This window comes from Streptomyces sp. NPDC055966, from assembly GCF_042269865.1.
Classification (GTDB): Bacteria; Actinomycetota; Actinomycetes; order Streptomycetales; family Streptomycetaceae; genus Streptomyces.
Window position 1 is genome coordinate 1 of sequence record NZ_JBHJYK010000040.1, and the last position, 16,623, is coordinate 16,623.

At 68.3% G+C, this 16,623-nt stretch carries 17 protein-coding genes; 9 read left to right on the top strand and 8 right to left on the bottom strand.

The window, feature by feature from the left end:
* Nucleotides 1–523: 523 nt before the first annotated feature.
* Complete coding sequence (locus ACFC8N_RS45840) at nt 524–1,255, bottom strand: TetR family transcriptional regulator (protein ID WP_376295604.1); 732 nt, start codon at nt 1,253–1,255, stop codon at nt 524–526.
* Nucleotides 1,256–1,360: 105 nt separating this feature from the next.
* Here ACFC8N_RS45840 and ACFC8N_RS45845 point away from each other — a divergent pair, with 105 nt between their 5' ends.
* Entirely contained in the window at nt 1,361–1,840 is a 480-nt protein-coding gene (locus tag ACFC8N_RS45845) for an SRPBCC domain-containing protein (RefSeq protein ID WP_356034294.1), read from the top strand.
* 266 nt (nt 1,841–2,106) lie between these two features.
* Here ACFC8N_RS45845 and ACFC8N_RS45850 read toward each other — a convergent pair whose 3' ends face one another.
* Both ACFC8N_RS45850 and ACFC8N_RS45855 read right to left on the bottom strand, forming a co-directional pair.
* Nucleotides 2,107–2,499, bottom strand: coding sequence for a hypothetical protein (locus tag ACFC8N_RS45850; RefSeq protein WP_376295605.1), 393 nt, complete (start codon nt 2,497–2,499; stop codon nt 2,107–2,109).
* A 273-nt stretch (nt 2,500–2,772) separates the two neighbouring features.
* Nucleotides 2,773–2,985, bottom strand: coding sequence for a hypothetical protein (locus ACFC8N_RS45855; RefSeq protein WP_376295606.1), 213 nt, complete (start codon nt 2,983–2,985; stop codon nt 2,773–2,775).
* Between the two features lie 282 nt (nt 2,986–3,267).
* On the opposite strand from ACFC8N_RS45855, the gene ACFC8N_RS45860 reads away from it, so the two are divergent.
* Nucleotides 3,268–3,471: a cold-shock protein gene (locus ACFC8N_RS45860; RefSeq protein WP_356034301.1), complete on the top strand. Its 204-nt coding sequence runs from the start codon at nt 3,268–3,270 to the stop codon at nt 3,469–3,471.
* A 174-nt stretch (nt 3,472–3,645) separates the two neighbouring features.
* Here the strand turns inward: ACFC8N_RS45860 and ACFC8N_RS45865 are convergent, their stop codons facing one another.
* Nucleotides 3,646–4,053: a hypothetical protein gene (locus ACFC8N_RS45865; RefSeq protein ID WP_376295608.1), complete on the bottom strand. Its 408-nt coding sequence runs from the start codon at nt 4,051–4,053 to the stop codon at nt 3,646–3,648.
* Nucleotides 4,054–4,667: 614 nt separating this feature from the next.
* On the bottom strand, nt 4,668–5,000 hold the full coding sequence (locus ACFC8N_RS45870; RefSeq protein ID WP_362821852.1) for a hypothetical protein: 333 nt from the start codon (nt 4,998–5,000) through the stop codon (nt 4,668–4,670).
* A gap of 302 nt (nt 5,001–5,302) precedes the next feature.
* Between ACFC8N_RS45870 and ACFC8N_RS45875 the strand changes: the two genes are divergently transcribed.
* Together ACFC8N_RS45875 and ACFC8N_RS45880 are read left to right on the top strand one after the other, a co-directional pair.
* A complete protein-coding gene (locus ACFC8N_RS45875) occupies nt 5,303–6,109 on the top strand; it encodes an IS5 family transposase (protein WP_376295609.1) in 807 nt (268 codons plus the stop codon).
* Nucleotides 6,106–7,200 carry a DUF4037 domain-containing protein gene (locus tag ACFC8N_RS45880; RefSeq protein WP_376295610.1) on the top strand — a complete coding sequence of 365 codons (1,095 nt, stop codon included), beginning with the start codon at nt 6,106–6,108 and terminating at the stop codon, nt 7,198–7,200. The genes ACFC8N_RS45875 and ACFC8N_RS45880 overlap by 4 nt, the downstream gene beginning before the upstream one ends.
* A 29-nt stretch (nt 7,201–7,229) precedes the next feature.
* On the opposite strand, the gene ACFC8N_RS45885 is transcribed toward ACFC8N_RS45880, so the two are convergent.
* On the bottom strand, nt 7,230–7,595 hold the full coding sequence (locus tag ACFC8N_RS45885; RefSeq protein WP_356034314.1) for a hypothetical protein: 366 nt from the start codon (nt 7,593–7,595) through the stop codon (nt 7,230–7,232).
* 314 nt (nt 7,596–7,909) lie between these two features.
* Between ACFC8N_RS45885 and ACFC8N_RS45890 the strand changes: the two genes are divergently transcribed.
* From ACFC8N_RS45890 to ACFC8N_RS45900, 3 genes are all read left to right on the top strand, one after another.
* Nucleotides 7,910–10,276 (top strand): glycoside hydrolase domain-containing protein, encoded by a 2,367-nt coding sequence (locus ACFC8N_RS45890; protein ID WP_362821849.1) that lies wholly within the window; start codon nt 7,910–7,912, stop codon nt 10,274–10,276.
* A gap of 148 nt (nt 10,277–10,424) precedes the next feature.
* A complete protein-coding gene (locus tag ACFC8N_RS45895) occupies nt 10,425–11,120 on the top strand; it encodes a hypothetical protein (protein WP_376295611.1) in 696 nt (231 codons plus the stop codon).
* Between the two features lie 677 nt (nt 11,121–11,797).
* Nucleotides 11,798–12,559 carry a maleylpyruvate isomerase family mycothiol-dependent enzyme gene (locus tag ACFC8N_RS45900; protein ID WP_376295613.1) on the top strand — a complete coding sequence of 254 codons (762 nt, stop codon included), beginning with the start codon at nt 11,798–11,800 and terminating at the stop codon, nt 12,557–12,559.
* 300 nt (nt 12,560–12,859) lie between these two features.
* Here the strand turns inward: ACFC8N_RS45900 and ACFC8N_RS45905 are convergent, their stop codons facing one another.
* A complete protein-coding gene (locus ACFC8N_RS45905) occupies nt 12,860–13,462 on the bottom strand; it encodes a CGNR zinc finger domain-containing protein (protein WP_376295615.1) in 603 nt (200 codons plus the stop codon).
* A 108-nt stretch (nt 13,463–13,570) separates the two neighbouring features.
* Between ACFC8N_RS45905 and ACFC8N_RS45910 the strand changes: the two genes are divergently transcribed.
* Both ACFC8N_RS45910 and ACFC8N_RS45915 read left to right on the top strand, forming a co-directional pair.
* Nucleotides 13,571–14,890 carry an MFS transporter gene (locus tag ACFC8N_RS45910; RefSeq protein WP_376295617.1) on the top strand — a complete coding sequence of 440 codons (1,320 nt, stop codon included), beginning with the start codon at nt 13,571–13,573 and terminating at the stop codon, nt 14,888–14,890.
* A 144-nt stretch (nt 14,891–15,034) separates the two neighbouring features.
* Complete coding sequence (locus tag ACFC8N_RS45915) at nt 15,035–15,562, top strand: ricin-type beta-trefoil lectin domain protein (protein WP_376295618.1); 528 nt, start codon at nt 15,035–15,037, stop codon at nt 15,560–15,562.
* 337 nt (nt 15,563–15,899) lie between these two features.
* Here ACFC8N_RS45915 and ACFC8N_RS45920 read toward each other — a convergent pair whose 3' ends face one another.
* Nucleotides 15,900–16,616, bottom strand: a complete 717-nt coding sequence (locus ACFC8N_RS45920; RefSeq protein WP_376295619.1) for a class I SAM-dependent methyltransferase — start codon at nt 16,614–16,616, stop codon at nt 15,900–15,902.
* Between the last annotated feature and the right edge of the window lie 7 nt (nt 16,617–16,623).

Consider the following 16,623-nt stretch of genomic DNA (forward strand, 5'->3'; position numbering starts at 1 on the left):
TGCGGATCGGCCCAAAGGGGGTGGGGGACCTTCATGTTGCAGCCAGGGGCGAGGACGATGCGGCCGGCCGCAGTCTCGTACAGGGCCGCTTCGGCGAGTTCGTCCCAGTAGGTGGTGGAGCCGCACAGGACGACAACCGCGGGCCGCTCGGGGGCGTGGGGCTGTTGCACAGGATTCCTTCCAGGTGAGACGCCGGGGCGGCCGGACTCAAGGTCGACGGCCGCCCCGCGCGCTGCGGGGGTGGGCGAGGGTCAGGCGGGGGCGGTGGGGGCCTTCTTGTGTTCGTCGCGGTGCGCGTTCTGGGCGAGCTCGGCAAGGACGCGCAGGCCGTGGGGCTCGCCGACGTCGCCAACTGGTGGAGAGGCAGTATTCGCGACGTGCGCTATTCCCCGCGTGAGTACGTCAGCGGAGAAAGTCCCCATCTCTTGCTCGGGGATTCCCAGAGATGCTCGCGTTCGCTCGCCACCCTTCCGGGTGGGGTCGTGGCTGAGCGTGTCAACGAGTCGGCAGCCCTTTCTCTGGCTCACAGTGCGTTGCGGGCATGGGTGTCGGCCGGTTCCCCCAGAGCCTTGAACGAGGCCAGGCCGGCCTCGATGAGCTTGGCTGCACGGCGGACGTCGGCGGTCACCGCCTTGTGAACCTGCTCAGGTGTGCGAACGCTCTTCAGGTGCTTTCCCAGGCTCCGGAACTGGATGGGCCACAGACCGATCAGAGCCGTTGCCGCGATCTGCGGCTCGGGATCATCCGGGCTCATCCCGGTGCGCTGGGCCAGCGCCTGGGCTGCGACTTTGATGAGCCGGTCAGTCATGTCGCGGTGATAGGCCCGCAGTGAGGGCGTGGACCGGATCAGCTCGCCAAAGCGCCTGATCATGGCGGCGGCCTGACCCGAGTCGTCCTGTGCGGCGATCCAGGACGTCATGCCGAGCAACTCGTCGGACAGGACCCGAAGCACCGCGTCGACAGGGCAGCGGTCAGGGACGGCCAGGCCGGTGCGCAGGGCGGTCATCGTCGTCTCATCGAGGTCCAGGATGAGCGATTCCTTGGTGGGGAAGTAGTTGAAAACCGTCTTCTGCGAGACTCCGCACGCCTGGGCGATCTCCGCTACGCGAACGCTGTCGAAGCCGTGCTCCAGGAACATCTCGGTCGCGGTGTCCGACAGGCGTTGCCGCATCAGACGCTTCTTCCGCTCCCGCAATCCCTCGGCCGCGGGCTCCCCGACCTGTCTGCGCCATCCCGTCCAGTCCACCGTGTTCACGCGGGACAGCGTAGTCCGGCGACCAGATTATTACTTCTACTGTATATTTTCAGTTGCTGTAACTTTCTTCTCCGGCGGGACGTCCACACTGCCTTGGGAGCCCCCATGAGCGCCATCCACATCGTCCGCGACTACCCGCACTCCTCCACGAAGGTCTGGCGCGCCGTCACCGATCCGGCGCTCATCCCCTTGTGGACGGCGACCGGCGCCGGGGCGCGACCGAAAGGATTTGCCACCACCGTCGGCACCGAGTTCCAGTTCATCGCGAAGCCGAAGCCGGGCTGGAGCGGGATCGTCGACTGCGTCGTGCTGGAGGTGGACGAGCCGCGACTGCTGCGCTACTCGTGGACCGACCACGACGGCGGCGAAACCACCGAGGTCACCTACCGGATCGAGCCTCAGGCCGCAGGAACGCGCTTCACCTACGACCACACGGGCTTCGCAGGAACCAGCGGGTTCTTCATGGCCCAGATCCTGGGCCACGTCCGGCGCAAGATGCTGCGCGTCGGCCTGCCCGCGGTACTCAACGACCTCGATGAGGCGGGCAGGCTCCGCCCCGGCAGCAGCCCCAAGCGCAAGATCTGACGACTGCCGACCACAGAGCACACAACAGACGGGGTACCTCCCCTCCGATGTGCCAATGCCCTACGAGGACTGACCGCCCCCTGTCGGCCGCCCAAATCGACTCATTCGTTGAGCGTGTGACCAAGTGGGGACGAAGAGCAGGGCGGGGATTCAAGAAGTCCCAACAGTGCTGGGTGCAACCACGATGCGATGAGCCGTCTCGTGCGGCGAGAAACCACGACAGCATGGTGGGAGGTCTTCGCAGAGAGGCGGATCGACCAACGCCTCTAGGTTCTGGCAGCGTTCCGCTGCCACCATGAGGCGTCCCTCTCAAGACCTTCCAAGGCTTGAGACCTCTGCTCGATGTGGTTGAGGAACTCGGCTGGCAGCCTGACGCCGTGATCGAGGACGTAGTGGGCGAGTCCTTCCGGCCAGAGGTAGTAGCCGTCGGTGAGATCGCGGGAACCGTTGGCGCGTGAACACAGCCTGCACCTCGATGCGCCCATCCAGGACCCGGCGATCTGCCCGTGCTCCAGGTAGTCCGCGACCCACTGCCGTTCCGCCTCGCCCCAGCCGGGATCAACGAGATCAGCGGGGTTCGGCAGCGTCTGGTTCTCGGGCGTCCCCCAGAAACCGAGCAACCTGACCGGACGGTCGGCAGGTTCCCGCAGCTCAGACATGCCCGAAGGCTTTCACGGCCAGGGCTGCTGCGTCACCCCGGCATCAAGCGTCGTCACAACCAACCGGGGTCAATTTTCCGAGACACCCAAGGGGTGAATTTTCGCGAAGCGTTGACACTTGAATCTTGCCCTGGTCCATGGCTGTGTCTCCTTGGTTTGATGGGGGGGCTGAGCCCCGGTCCGATGCCGGGCTCGCTCCCAGCGAACGCGATACCGACCGCTGTGCATCGAACGAGTGACGACGGCCGCCAGCCCGCGCCCGCCGAGAGGCGTTCAGCGCTCCCATACCTCCGGGCCGCCGCCATGCCACTCGATCAGCGGCGAATTCACCAGGTCCACCACGTCCAGCCCCTCCAGGCCGGCACGCTCCAGGAGCACGCTCAGGTCGTGCAGGCTGTATGCGGTGCCCAGCGTCTCGCTGTCGACCTGGACATGCCGGCCACCACCCTCACGGGGCGGATCCGCGATCACGCGACGCTCAGCCATAGCCTCAGCCTCACCCAGCGGCAAGGGAGGCGCACTCGGGAGACGGCTGTCAATGGCGCCCGGTCGATCCACGGAGGCGCGTTGCTGTCGTGGGTCTTTGTGGCCGGGCTCCACCAGCCGGAGTAGCGTCGTGGTCAGCAGTCGTGGTTCCGAAGTCCCGTTCGCCCGTGATCGCAGTCACGGGCGTTTTTGCTGTTCAACGCCTCTCCGGACCAGGGCGATCACCTCCGGGTCCCGCACGGTGCGGGGCCCGATACGAGTCCCCTCGAAGGAGACAGGCACATGGCTACCGGCACGGTGAAGTGGTTCAACGCGGAAAAGGGCTTCGGCTTCATCGCCCAGGACGGCGGCGGTCCCGACGTCTTCGTCCACTACTCCGCCATCAACACCGGCGGTTTCCGGTCCCTAGAAGAGAACCAGCTGGTGAACTTCGACGTGACCCAGGGCCCGAAGGGCCCGCAGGCGGAGAACGTCACCCCCGCCTGACGACGCACGAAGAAGCCCCGGCCAGTGCATCCACCGGCCGGGGCTGTACGGACCGAGCGGCGGGGCGTCGTGCTGTGCGCGGCTGGATACCTTGGTGACGTCCCGCCGATGAGGGTCTTCGGGACTCGCCGGGGCCTCCGACAGGCCCCGGCATCCCCTGGTGCGGCTTGGCGGTCAGCGCACCCTGACGGTCCGGGTCGGCGTGACCAGTTGCAGGTGGAGCTTGTTCGAGCCCCAGTCCGTCTCGTAGAGCGCGCCGCGGAACTGCAGCGTGCCACGGTGCGGCGCCTTCACCCACGTGTCGACCGAGCCGCCGTCGAAGACCGCTCCGTGAGCGCACTTCACCGTGCGCCAGGTTGCTTTGCCCTGCCGCTCCTGCACGCAGAATTTCTGAAAGAGGTCGTCGTCCTTCGCGGCGTATCCCTTCACGTGGACACGGCCGCCGGCCTTCACGGTGTGCGGGCTTGCCTCGAAGCCGTAATCGACCTTTGCAGAAGCCGTCACCGCACTCAGCCCGAGTGCCGCTGTACCGGCTGCCGTGACGACGGCCGCACGCGCAGCACGCCGGTTGAGAACGTTCATCGTCTGTCTCCCCGTTCGGATGGTCTCCTGCTCGGCAACAGTGAAAAGACGGCGGACGCGGTGCTGCTCCTCGGCCCGCAGCCGCCGTTTCAGCTTGTCGATGACAACCTGTCAGAGGGGGAGCGAGGGAACACGGTTGCCCGGCAATCCACCAGTTTCCGGTGCTCTCGGCGGGGCCCGCAAACGACAGAGGGTCTAGCGGGACCCCTGCGGGCCCGAGTCGGCGTAGCAGTGCGTGCACCTTTCCTTGCAGAAGCCCGTGACCTCCAGCCACGCGAACTTCAGCAGGTTTTGGGCAGCACTCATCCCCACACTTCCTTCCTGTCGGCGGTGTGCTGGGTGGTTGTGTTGCGGCACGGTGCGGCCCGCCCGCCCCATTGGGCCCGGGGTGCTGAGGACGGGCGGCGATTGGGCGGCCGCTCCGACGGGGTTACGAGGCGGCCGCGTCTCCAGCGCTCGACCCTGGTGATTCGCCGTCAGCGGGTCCGCTGGAGTCCGATCCGTTCCCGGCGTGGAAACGCGAAACTTCCCAGCTCAGCCCCGATATCAGGGGCGAAACCGGTTTCGGGGCCGGGTGAAACCTCTACCTCTCGCCGAGACCGGCTCGACAGGGTCTACTCGTCGTCCTCGACGGCGGGCAGATCGGCGTTCCGCAACCCCTTGGCGCCCCCGCAGCACTCCCGGATGGTGAGCTGCCGGGTCGACACCTTGAAGGGCTTCAGGGCCGCGCTGCGCGCCGTCGACGCCGCGGCTGCGTCCATCTCCGTCCACGGCTTGTACAGATCAGCCCGGTAAGCGGCGAGGGCCTCGACGAGCCGATACGAATGCACGGCCTCGATGCCGTCGGGCCAGATCGCACGGACGTGGTCCACGACCGTCTCGACGTCCAGCTCCTCGACCAGCGCGCCAACGGACTGACCAGACAGGGTGCCGGCCGCCGTGCGCACGCGAGGGCCCGCTTGGCGATGTCCCCGGCCTCCGTCTGCTTGATGAACGCCGCTCGCACAGTGATGCCTTCACGGCCGCGGGCAACGATGCCGGTGCCCTGCTCGGCGATGCTGATGTCCGTGGCCCGCAGGCCGCGTTCATGGGCAGAGGTGCCCAACACCTTGTTATTCGCTCGCCAGTCCATCACCGCGAGGCACAGGCGCGTGCCGACCGACGAGGAGACGGACGTGGGCAGCGAAGGGGCGTCGGGGTTCCAGGGTCTGTTGCGAAAGTGGATCAAGGTTGTAGATGATCACCGTCTGTGAGGCGTGGTGATCTGACGAACGGCCAGTGGGCTCGGCTTGAGTCGCTCCTACCCTCGGGCAAGAAGCTGGGCCGTCCGCGGACCTGGTCAGACCGGAAGCTGATCGACGGCATACGGTGGCGGACCCGAACCGGTGCGCCGTGGCGTGATCTCCCGGAGTGCTACGGGCCGTGGGACCGAGCCCACGACCTGTTCCGGCGGTGGCAGCGCGACGGCACCTGGAAGCGGATCCTGGAGCAACTGCAAGTCGACGCCGACGCGAAGGGCCTGATCACGTGGGACGTGAGCGTGGACTCCACCATCGCCCGCGCCCACCAGCACGCCGCCGGGGCGCATAAAAGGGGGATCTGCAGAAGGAGCCACCCGCGGGATCGACACCGAGCCCGACGACCACGGCCTCGGACGCTCGCGGGGCGGGCTGACCACCAAGCTGCACCTGGCGGTCGAGCAGGAACAGAAACCACTGTCCCTGCTCGTAACCGCCGGCCAGCGGCACGACAGCCCCAGATCCAGGCGGTCTTGAACGGTATCCGGGTGCCCCGAATCGGCCCGGGCCGACCGCGTACCCGTCCGGACAAGGTCCGCGCCGACCGGGCCTACGGCTCACGCGCGAACCGCGCCTACCTGCGCAGACGCGGTGTGCGGTGCACCATTCCGGAGAAGGCCGACCAGGTCCGCAACCGCCAAAAGCTCGGCTCTCGTGGCGGCCGCCCGCCCAGGTCGCGGCCATCAACGAGTGGCTCTGACCGCCACCGTCAAAATCGGTGGTTGACGGATACCGAGTGCGCCAGAGTAACTGGGTGACGACATCCGATGCAGATTTTCTCTCCGGGCTCGCGCTGTCGCGCATTCTTTACGAGGAGGCGGTGCAGCCGATCCTGGCGGAGACGTATCCGGGGTTGCCGCATGCTGCCGCGCTGGTGGGTGCGGGCTCGGAGGTCCTGGGGTTCGACACTCCCCGGTCGACCGACCACGACTGGGGTCCGCGGCTGCTGCTCTTCCTCACCCCGCAGGACGCGACTGCGCACGGCACCCGCATCCACCGCGTGCTGGCCGAGCAGCTGCCCAAGCAGATACGCGGGCGCCCCACGCACTTCCGGCAGATCAACGACAGAGTCGGCCACATGCAGCCCACGGACGGCCCGGTGAACCACCGCGTGCTTACGCTGGACGCCGGCTCGTGGCTGACCGGGCACCTTGGCGTCGATCCCACATCGGCCGAGCCCACAGTCCGCGACTGGCTGGCCATACCGCAGCAGCACCTCGCCGAAGTCACCGGCGGAGAAGTGTTCCACGACGGCCTCGGCACGCTCACGACGGTCCGAGAACGACTGTCCTGGTATCCGGACCAGGTGTGGCGATATCTGCTGGCCTGTCAGTGGCAGCGGATCTCCCAGGAAGAGGCGTTCGTGGGACGCTGCGCGGACGTCGGGGACGCCCTGGGGTCAGCGGTCGTTGCCGGACGCCTCGTCCGCGATCTCACGCGACTGTGCCTGCTCCTGGAACGCCGCTATGCGCCCTACAGCAAGTGGCTGGGGAGCACGTTCAGGCAACTGCCGGTGGCCGAGACGCTGACGCCGTTGCTCCAAGGAGCTCTGGCGGCGACGCAGTACCGCCAGCGAGCCAAGCTCCTGTGCGACGCCTACGAGGCCGTGGCCACACTGCATAACGAGACCGGCCTGACGGCACCGCTGGCCACGGCCTGCCGGTCGTACCACGGCCGCCCGTACCGGGTGCTGTTCGCCGAGCGGTTCGCGGCCGCGTCGGCCAAGACGGTCACCGATCCGCACCTGCGCAGCCTGCCGCGGATCGGGAGCGTCGACCAGTGGGCGGACAACACGGACTTCCTGGGCTCACAGGAGCTACGACGGGCTGTCGTCGAGGCAGTTCCCTGATACGTCCGTCGGCACTTTCCCAACAGACCTTAGTTGTCGTTCTTGTAGATGCCGATGTAGTACCAGTCACCCCGGTCCGGCGACTGCCACGCCGGAACCCACTCGTCCTGCGAGCCGAGCCAGCTACCGCCGCTCTTGCCGCAGGTCTTGTCGGTCCACTTGCTGAAGTGCATCGAGTCGCGCCACCACCAGCCGGGCATCCGGGTCTCGTAACCCGGCGTGGTCAGGCACGCCGTGGCGGGCGCGCCGTGCTGGTCGAGGCCCTGGATCTTGATCGACTCGACCCTGCGCGTCTGGTCGTCGATGACGATCTGCTGTCCGTCGGTCCCGGCGAACGCGGTCCCGCTCACGGCGGCGAGGCCGGTGAGGGTCAGCGCACCCGTCGCTGCGGCCATGACGAACTTCTTTCCCATACCCATGAGTTGTTCCCCCTGCATCGTAAATGATCACTTGCAGTGGGAGATGCTACGACAGATCCGAGCATGGCTTGTACATGCAGAAGATGCCGCATCCGTCGGATATGATCACCGCACCATCGGCGGTCGACGGGGGAAACCGACGCCGAGGTGATGCGGGGAAATCTGCCGGGGCGCCGCTCTGACCACCTGTCCGGGACGGACAGTTGAGCCGCGCCCGCAGTCGGCTTGTCTTCCGCCATCAGGATTCACGCACCCCCGAGTCCCGAGCCCCGCCCATCAGGAAGAGGAATATGGCGGACGACAGAGTCCTTGCTGCCCAGAAGTGGGTCAACGCCACGTACGCGGCGGTCCCCGGTTACGTCAGGTGCCCCGAGGACGGGCGCACCGGCTGGTCGACGATGTTCTCGCTGACCATGGCGCTTCAGGTCGAGCTGGGCATCACCCCGCTCGTGGCCAGCTTCGGCCCGGGCACGCTCGCCAAGCTGGCCGCGCGCGGCGACATCGGCGCCAACGAGCCGAACGCCAACATCAAGCGGATCGTCCAGCACGCCCTGTTCTGCAAGGGCTACTGGGGCGGCGACGGCAACGGCAACTACGACCTGGCCACAGCCAAGTCGGTCGGGAAGCTCAAGGTCGACGCGGGCATCGAGAACTCGGACCTGCTGGTCCAGCCCAAGATCTTCAAGGCGCTCCTGACCATGGACGCCTACGTCTCGGTCGAGGGCGGCACCGACAAGGTCCGCGAGGTCCAGCGCTGGCTCAACGGCCGCTACTTTGGCAAGTCGTCGTTCTTCATCGGGCCCGCCGACGGTGTGTATTCCCGCGATGTACAGAAGTCCCTGATGAAGGCGATCCAGTACGAGATCGGCATACCCGACGACCAGGCGACCGGATCGTTTGGCCCGGGCACCCAGGCGGGTCTGAAGCAGCACGTCATGCAGGAGGGCGACTCGGGCATCTTCGTCCAGCTCTTCTCCGCGGCCTGTGTCTTCAACTCCCCGATCGTCAAGGGCACCTCCAACGTCGCCACCACGTTCCGGAGCACCTTCGACTCCAAGCTCACGGAGTTCGTCAAGATCTTCCAGGAGTTCTCGGAGCTGGACAGCCGTGACGGCCGGGGCGACTACCCCACCTGGGCGCAGCTGCTGGTCTCCACCGGCGACCCGGAGCGCTCCACCGCGGCGTGCGACACCCGCTTCCGGATCACCCGCTCGCGCGGCGACGCGCTGTACAAGGCGGGCTACCGCTATGTCGGCCGCTACCTGTTCGACCCGCCGGGCAGCACGCTCGACAAGAACATCAAGGACGGCGAGCTCGACGACATCTTCGCCGCCGGTCTGCGCGTCTTCCCGATCTACCAGGACAACGCCCGGCGCCTGGTCGACTTCACGTACGAGCAGGGGTTCAGCCACGCGCTCAACGCCCATGAGCATGCGGAGGGTTACGGCTTCAACCGGGGCACGACCATCTACTTCGCCGTCGACTACGACGCGACCACGGAGGAGATCGCCTCCAACATCGTCCCCTACTTCCAGGGGATCAAGGCGGGCCTCGCCAACAAGGGCGCGTGGTACAACCACGGCGTGTACGGCTCGCGCAACGTCTGCACGCAGGTCAGCAAGCACGCGGACGCCAGTTACTCCTTCGTCTCCGGCATGTCCTGGGGCTTCTCCGGGAACCTCGGCTTCCCTCTGCCGCCGAACTGGGCGTTCAATCAGATCAAGGAGTTCAAGTTCAGCTCCAGCGGTGACTCGTTCGACCTCGACAACGACGCGCACCGCAAGGGCAGCGACGAGGGGCAGGACTCGGTCCGCAAGACCGTGTACCCGGCGGACGACCTCATCAGGAACCTGGAGGTCGTCTTCCCGCTGGCGATGCAGTACACGAACACCGGGACCGGTGACCCGAACCGGCTCACCATGGAGTACGCCCGGCACATCGGGTACAACGGTGCCCAGTGGGCGTCGCTGATCGGCTCGCCCGACGCGGATTTCATCAAGTTCGCCGACAGCCACGGCGCCAAGGTCCTCGACGTGTTCAAGGACCCGGTCACGGGGGTCACGCTGGGCGCCGAGCACCTGCTGGCCACGGCCAACGGCCACTACGTCAAGCCGCAGACCAGCAACATCCGCACGGTCGGCGCGGGTGACGTCGCGGGCTGGGGCGGCGACCTGATGACGCTCTACGGCGAGTGGCAGCGCGACATCAAGAGCTACCCGTCCGGAGGCGCCTACGTACACGCGAAGTTCGCGAAGGTCGGCGTGCAGTCCACGTTCCCGCTGGACGACCTCATCGAGGACGCGGACGGCTATCTCATCGCCCGGCGGGTGGAGCAGGGCGGGCAGTTCCTCGACGTGGTGCGCGAGCACTACGGCAAGGGCGAGCGCGACATGGGCGCCCTGACCCGCTTCCGGGACTTCTTCGAGATGCGGTTCGGCGGCAGCGTGGACAATGTCGCGGCCATGGCCAAGGGCATGCTCACGACCGTCATCGACCCGGTGATCACGGGCGGTCGCTGGTACCTCATCACGCAGACGGCACCCAACGCCACGATGCCCGGCGATCTGCCGGAGGCGCAGCTGATGGAGTTCTGCCAGGCGTTCGCCGACGAGTTCCACGACCGGGTCATGCAGGAAGCGAACGCGAAGGGCGCGTAGTGCTCCGCGGGGTGCGGTTGTTTTGCTGCGGGCCGGTGGGGGCTGGTCGCGCCCACGCGGCGGAGCCTCAAATGCCACGCCCCCGCGCCCCCGTAAGGCGCCCCGGAACGCACCTGCCTCCATCAGCCTTGAAAGGAACCCCTTATTCATGCGTGATGTCATGACCCCGGCCATGCGGCTCGACCGGCGGCGCTTTCTGCTTGCCGGGCTCGGTGTTGCCGGTGGGGCCGTGCTCGCCTCCGGCGGCCTGCCCACAACTGCCGCCGCCGCTGCGCCTGTTACGGCCGCCACCACCCAGTGGCGCAAGAAAACCAGCGCCAACGGCTGGCCGGTGCTCGACTCCGCCCCGGCGCACCGCGTCGAGGGCACGGGCGGCGTCCACTTCGGCGCGGCCGACGGCGACGTGGCGACCGTGCTGACGCACATCGTGCGCCGTTTCCACTACGAGATCGACACGCTCGGCGCGGGCGAGGTCACCGGGCACACCACCTCGCGCACGGTGGCGGCCGCGTACGAGAGCAACTACCTCTCGGGCACGGCGATCGCGATCCGTCCGCTGTTCTACCCCGCCCGGGCGCAGGGCGGCTTCTTCCCGCACGAGCTCGTCGTGGTCCGCGACATCCTCGCCGACCTGGAGGGTGTCGTGAAGTGGGGCGGCGACCTGAAGCCTGCCAAGGAGTCACACTTCCAGATCGATGTGAAGCCGGGTGACGCGGCGCTGCGCCGGGTCGCGGCGAAGCTGCGGGGCTGGGAACTCAAGCCGGGCGAGGGCGCGGGCACCATCGAGGCCACCGCCCCAGCCCGGATGAAGGCGGCCAACGCCTTGGCGGCCCGCCAGCGCTGACGCCGGCGAGGCGATGGCCGGGCCCCGGAGCCTCGGCGGAGGGGCGGGGCACCGGCCGGGCCGGCAGGTGCCGGGACCGGCCCCGTCGCTCGGTTCCAGCACTGATGCGCGACGTCCGCGTCCGGCCTTCGGGTCAGTAGTCCGGTCGCCTGACGGCGACACGGGGTGCTTCCGGTACCCCTGCGGGCTACTGCCCACCCGAATCGACGATGACCGACCCCGGCCTCGTCCGGCGGCTCGCCGCCCACGTTCAAGTCGTCCTCGGCAGTGGCCCCTTCCCCTCTGCCGGCGGCTGGACTCACATGGGGGCGCATCGCCTCCGAGGACCTTGCCGTTGCGATGCGCATCAAGGTGCGATCTTGCGTTGCGTGATCAGGGACTGCCTCCGGGCCGTACGTGGTCACGCGGGATCCCGTGCGTTGAACCGCTGTCGGTCTTCAGGAGCGTTGCAGGGACGACAGACCCCACAGTTCTGCGATGCGCCCGTCGCGCACCCGGAAGATCTCCAGCATGGTCGGTGGCTGCTGTCCGGGCACGCCGTGCACGCTGGCGCGAACATCATTCTCACCCCTGACTCATCGGACACGCCATCGAGCCCCTCATGACCACCAACTCCCGCAGCTGACGGCCTGGAATATAGGGTGCGGCCGACCGAACTGGGGTGATAGGCAAGCGATGTGACAGAGAACCTTGAGTTTTCCGCCCTGCTGCAACTGATCGACGAGCGGTCGGCCGCGTTCCGGAGTGCGGTTGCCGCCGCGCCCAGCCTTGACGCGCCGGTGCCCTCCTGCCCCGAGTGGACGTTGTTCGATCTGGTGCAGCACCTGGGTACGGGCCAGCGCTGGTGGGCCGCGATCGTCGCCGCGGGCCCGGCCGAGGCTCCGCCGGCCAAGGATGCCGCGGAGGTGCCGCGCGAGTTCGAGGCGCTGCTGGCCTGGTACGCCGAGTCGAACGAGCTGCTGCTGAGTGCGCTGCGCGAGGCTGGCCCGGAGCGCGAGTGCTGGGCGTGGTGGGGCGCCGGCGTGTCGCCGGCGAATGCCTGGGGCGTTGCCCGGCGCCGGGTGCACGAGGTGCTGGTGCACACCTACGACGCCCAGCTTGCCGCAGGCGCCCTGCAGCCGATGCCCGCGGACGTCGCGATCGACGGCGTGGCCGAGTTTCTCGACACCTGCAACTCCACCCCGGCGGCCTGGCCGCACGAGGCCGCCACCATCCACTACCACGCCACCGAGGGCCGCTCCTGGCTCCTCGCGCTGGACGGCACCGGCGCCTGGCCCGCACCCGTCACGGACGACGCCGAGCCCCCCTCCGCTTCGGCCACGGGCACGGCCGAGCAGCTGCTCCTCTTCGTCTGGGGCCGCCTCACGCTGAGTGACCTGAAGATCGAGGGCGACCAGCAGGTGTTCGAGCAGCTGATCGCCTGGGAGCCCGAGGAGTAGCCAGTCAATGCCGCCAGTGGACGGCCTCGATGACGTCCGCGTCGGTGAACATCGCGAACGGCTCCGCCTCCGCGCGGTGGACGGCCAGTACGGCCTCGTACGGCTCGGGTCCGCCTGGGCCAGGTCGGTTGCGCCAGCCGCCCGGAGAGTCTGTCGTGCATGAAGTTGAAGCCGATCTTGCGGCGGCGGCAGCCCGGCGGCCATGGCGATCGGCTCTTGCAGGGAGCGGCCGTAGCGGTCTGCAGATCGGAAACAGGCGCGTGGCAGAGCCCGACCACACCGGCCGGCACAGCCGGGAGCTCAGCGCTCGCGGTGGCGCAGGTAGTGCCGTGCGGCGCGGGCGCGGTTGCCGCATCCGGCGGAGCACCATTCGCGGCGCGGATGGTCCTTGAGGAAGAACATCATGCAGCCCGGTGCGTGACAGGCCCGCAGGTCGTGGCGCTCCGGGCCGGCCAGCAAGGCGGCGGCGCTGCCGGCCAGTGCCGCGAGCGCAGCTGGGACGGGCGGGCGGTCCGTCGCAACGTTGGTCGTGAAGCCGTCCTTTCCGAACCTTAGCCGCACCCAGTGGGGCGCCGCGGCCGCGCAGGCGTTCAGATGGGCGAGGTCTTCCTCGCGCGCCTGGTCGTTCTCTGTCGCCGCCCTGATCAGACTGCGGATGGCGTCACGTAGTGCCAAGAAGTCGGCGGTCTGGGTATCCGTCAGTTCGACGTCGGCCAGCGGTCCGCCGTTGGCGAGGCCGAGCGCCGTTGCGTGGCCTTGCAGCCATGCGGCCAGCTGATCCGTCGCGGCGATGTCGTCCCGCAGTCGGCCGCGCGAGCGGAAGAGGGTGTTCGCGAACTCCACGGCCAGCGGCTCGCCCGGTTCGGCACCCGCAGCCGACGCCGGATGTCCTGTAGTCGTCATTGGCTAATGGTAGCTCGCACTTGCATCCATTAGATCCCACTGTCATGATCGGAACAGCTCCTAACGGAAGCAGTGCGCATTAGCCATTAGAATCTTCGGGGGACCCGCATGTCAGACACACACCTCGCACCCCACCGGAGTGCGGACGCGACGACCACAGCCCCGCGAACGCTCTGGCGCAACGCGGACTTCTTGAAGTTCTGGACGGGGGAGACCCTCTCGCTGTTCGGGAGCCAGGTGACCAACCTGGCCCTGCCGCTCACCGCGGTGCTGGTCTTCCATGCCACCTCCACCGAGGTCGGTCTGCTGCGCTTCCTGCAGTTGGTGCCCTACCTCGGGCTCGCCATGGTCTTCGGCGTCTGGGTCGACCGGGCCCGCCGCAAGCGGGTGATGCTCCTGGCCAACGGCGCGCGAATGGTGCTGATCGGGCTGATCCCGCTGCTGTCCACCGCGCACCTCCTGACCCTCCCGGCCCTGCTCGCGCTGGCCTGCGCGATCGGCGTCTTCTCGGTGCTCTTCGACGTGAGCTGGATGTCCTTCGTGCCCACACTGGTCCGCCATCGCGACCGCTACCTGGAGGCGAACCAAAAGCTGGGCACGACCTCCTCGGCCGCCGAGGTCGCCGGTCCCGGACTCGCCGGCGCACTGGTCGGTGCCCTGACCGCGCCGATCGCCCTGATCGCGGACGCCGCCTCGTACCTGGTGTCCCTGGCCACCCTGCTGTGGATCCGCACGCCCGAGCCGCGGCCCGAGCGTCCCGATCCGACCCGGGCGCAGGGCAGGCGGCACCTCGGCAGGGAGATGCGCGAGGGACTGCGCTGGGTCTTCGGCGACAAGGTGCTGCGGCCCCTTGCGTTCATCGCACCGTTCTGCAACTTCTCGATGGTCACCATCTGGACCATGTTCCTGCTCTATGCAGTACGGGTGCAGGGGCTGACGGCCACCCAGGTCGGCGTGGTCTTCTCCGCCTCCAGCCTGGGAGGGCTGCTCGGGGCGGCACTGTCCCGTTGGCTGATCGACCGCTTCCGCCTCGGGATCCTCTACGCCGTCGCCATGTCGGCGATCTTCACCGGCCCGCTGCTGATCCCGCTGGCCACGGGGTCCAAGGCCACGGTGATCGGGTTCTTCGTCCTGTCGTTCTTCATCAGCTACGTGGGCCTCGGGGTGGCCAATGTGGTCATGGTGAGCCTGCGACAGGCGCTGACCCCGACCGCTCTCATGGGCCGGATGAACGCCGCCTTCCGGACCGTACTGTTCGGCGGCGGCTCCCTGGGCGGCCTCGGCGGCGGGCTCATCGCCGGCGCACTGGGCCTGCGCACCGGCATCACCGTGCTGGCCGTTGCCTCGGCGGCGATGGTGGTCCCGGTCCTGCTCTCCCCGGTCAGCAGGCTGCGGAAGCTGCCGCAGCGGACCACCGACGAAAGCTGACCCCGCCTCCGCAAACACGTCCCACCGCGCACCCAGGCACAGACCCGGTCGGGCCGTCGAGCACCTGCTACCCGCTGAACCGGCACACGATCCCCCGCCGCGCATTCCCGCTCGGCGGCCGGGAGTTGAAAGAGGAGAACAGCCTTGAAGAGGGCTCGCACAGCCCGACTCGTCGGCATCGCCGCCGCCATCCCCATGCTCATGCTGGCCACCACCGGCAACGCCTGCGCCGACGGCAACAACGTGACCTGGCAGGACGACGCGACCAGCCAGTGCCTTTACTGGAGCAACACCGACGGTTGGAGTGTCTACGCCGATAACTGCGCCACCTCGGCCGGGGGTTCAGCCGACACTGAGCACCTGACCTGGGTGGACAACAACAGCACATCGAGCCTGGCCGACAACTCGAACGGCCAGTACTACAAGGAGATCCCGTGGGCTGATGGCCCCGACGAGTGCCTCACCTCCTACTGGCAGGGGTCCAACGCCACGGCGCCGGTCTACCTTGAACCCTGCTCCAGCCCTGCGAACCACTACGAGCAGTGGAACGAAGTCAAGGTCAACGGCGGCTGGAACATCGTCAACCGCGAGACGGGCTACTGCCTGGACAGCAGCAGTGGAAGCGTCTACGCGCTGCCGTGCAACGGCGGCAAATACCAGCTCTGGCACTGAGCCCACCGGCTGACGTGCCGACGATCCCTGGCCCCGCTGGCGCTGTCCAGCGGGGCCACCCTACTTCTTGATGGCCGTCGCCCCTCCCGATCAAGCGCGGCTGCGGCCCGGTTCGGTCCGTCACGGCCCCGCCTCGGCTGCTGGTTGGTCGGGGAGCTGTTCGGCGGCGAGCTGGGCGCGAGGCGCAGGAGGCTCGCGCGAGAGGCCGCGTGCGGGAGCGGTACGTCCACGAGTCGGCCGTGTGCGACAGGGTGGGACCATCCCCGCTCGCCTCTTGGAGCGGCCTACCGCGAACCAGGTTGTTCAGCTCGGTGATCGCGGTCCCTGCGTGTGGTGCTCACGCTTTCCCGTCGTCGCTTCCCCGGTCGCCGTCGGCGAGGTGCTCGCTCTGGCGAACGGGCGCGTGGGCTCCGCAGGGTCGGAAGCGGGCGAGGTATGCCGGGCTTGGGCCGCGGCGCTCGGTCAGGTGGAGGCCGGCGGCGTCGGCGAGCCGGTGCAGCCGGCCGAAGGGGATCCAGTGCCGGTCGAAGAACTCACCGATCACCAGTCGCCCGCCTGGTGCCAGCACCCGTGCCGCCTCGCGCAGTACCCGATCCGGCTCGGGGATCTCGCCGAGCGCGGTCACGGCGTATACGGCGTCGAATGTCCCGTCGGCGTAGGGCAGTTCACGTGCGTCCGAGCGGGTGGGCGTGATCGTCGCCAGGCCGTCGCGCTCGGCGCGGCACATCACGTGGTCGAGCATCTCCTGCTGGATGTCGAGCACATCGAGCCGTCCCTCCGGCCCGAGCTGCGGGGCGACGTGCAGCGACTGCAGGCCCGTCCCCGGGCCGATCTCCAGGATCCGCTCCCCCGGCCGCGGTTGCAGTACGGCGTCCATCCGGTCGGCTGTCAGGAACGGCAACGGCACGTCGAGGAGGCCGCGTTGGGCGTACGGATAGGGCGCCGTGTCGCCCAGCCACCAGGCGGCGGCCAACGCGGCGCCGACGCCGGCGGCGACCGCCCAGCGGGTCCGGGCCGGGACCGGGGCGACGGGGGCGGTGGTGATGCGGTGCATGGTGTTC

Coding starts and splice junctions, on each gene's coding strand:
- ACFC8N_RS45905 (WP_376295615.1), bottom strand. CDS start 13,462: ATGACGACTACAGGACATCCGGCGTCGGCTGCGGGTGCCGAACCGGGC.
- ACFC8N_RS45855 (WP_376295606.1), bottom strand. CDS start 2,985: ATGGCTGAGCGTCGCGTGATCGCGGATCCGCCCCGTGAGGGTGGTGGC.
- ACFC8N_RS45865 (WP_376295608.1), bottom strand. CDS start 4,053: ATGAACGTTCTCAACCGGCGTGCTGCGCGTGCGGCCGTCGTCACGGCA.
- ACFC8N_RS45860 (WP_356034301.1), top strand. CDS start 3,268: ATGGCTACCGGCACGGTGAAGTGGTTCAACGCGGAAAAGGGCTTCGGC.
- ACFC8N_RS45920 (WP_376295619.1), bottom strand. CDS start 16,616: ATGCACCGCATCACCACCGCCCCCGTCGCCCCGGTCCCGGCCCGGACC.
- ACFC8N_RS45850 (WP_376295605.1), bottom strand. CDS start 2,499: ATGTCTGAGCTGCGGGAACCTGCCGACCGTCCGGTCAGGTTGCTCGGT.
- ACFC8N_RS45845 (WP_356034294.1), top strand. CDS start 1,361: ATGAGCGCCATCCACATCGTCCGCGACTACCCGCACTCCTCCACGAAG.
- ACFC8N_RS45910 (WP_376295617.1), top strand. CDS start 13,571: ATGTCAGACACACACCTCGCACCCCACCGGAGTGCGGACGCGACGACC.
- ACFC8N_RS45890 (WP_362821849.1), top strand. CDS start 7,910: ATGGCGGACGACAGAGTCCTTGCTGCCCAGAAGTGGGTCAACGCCACG.
- ACFC8N_RS45885 (WP_356034314.1), bottom strand. CDS start 7,595: ATGGCCGCAGCGACGGGTGCGCTGACCCTCACCGGCCTCGCCGCCGTG.
- ACFC8N_RS45895 (WP_376295611.1), top strand. CDS start 10,425: ATGCGTGATGTCATGACCCCGGCCATGCGGCTCGACCGGCGGCGCTTT.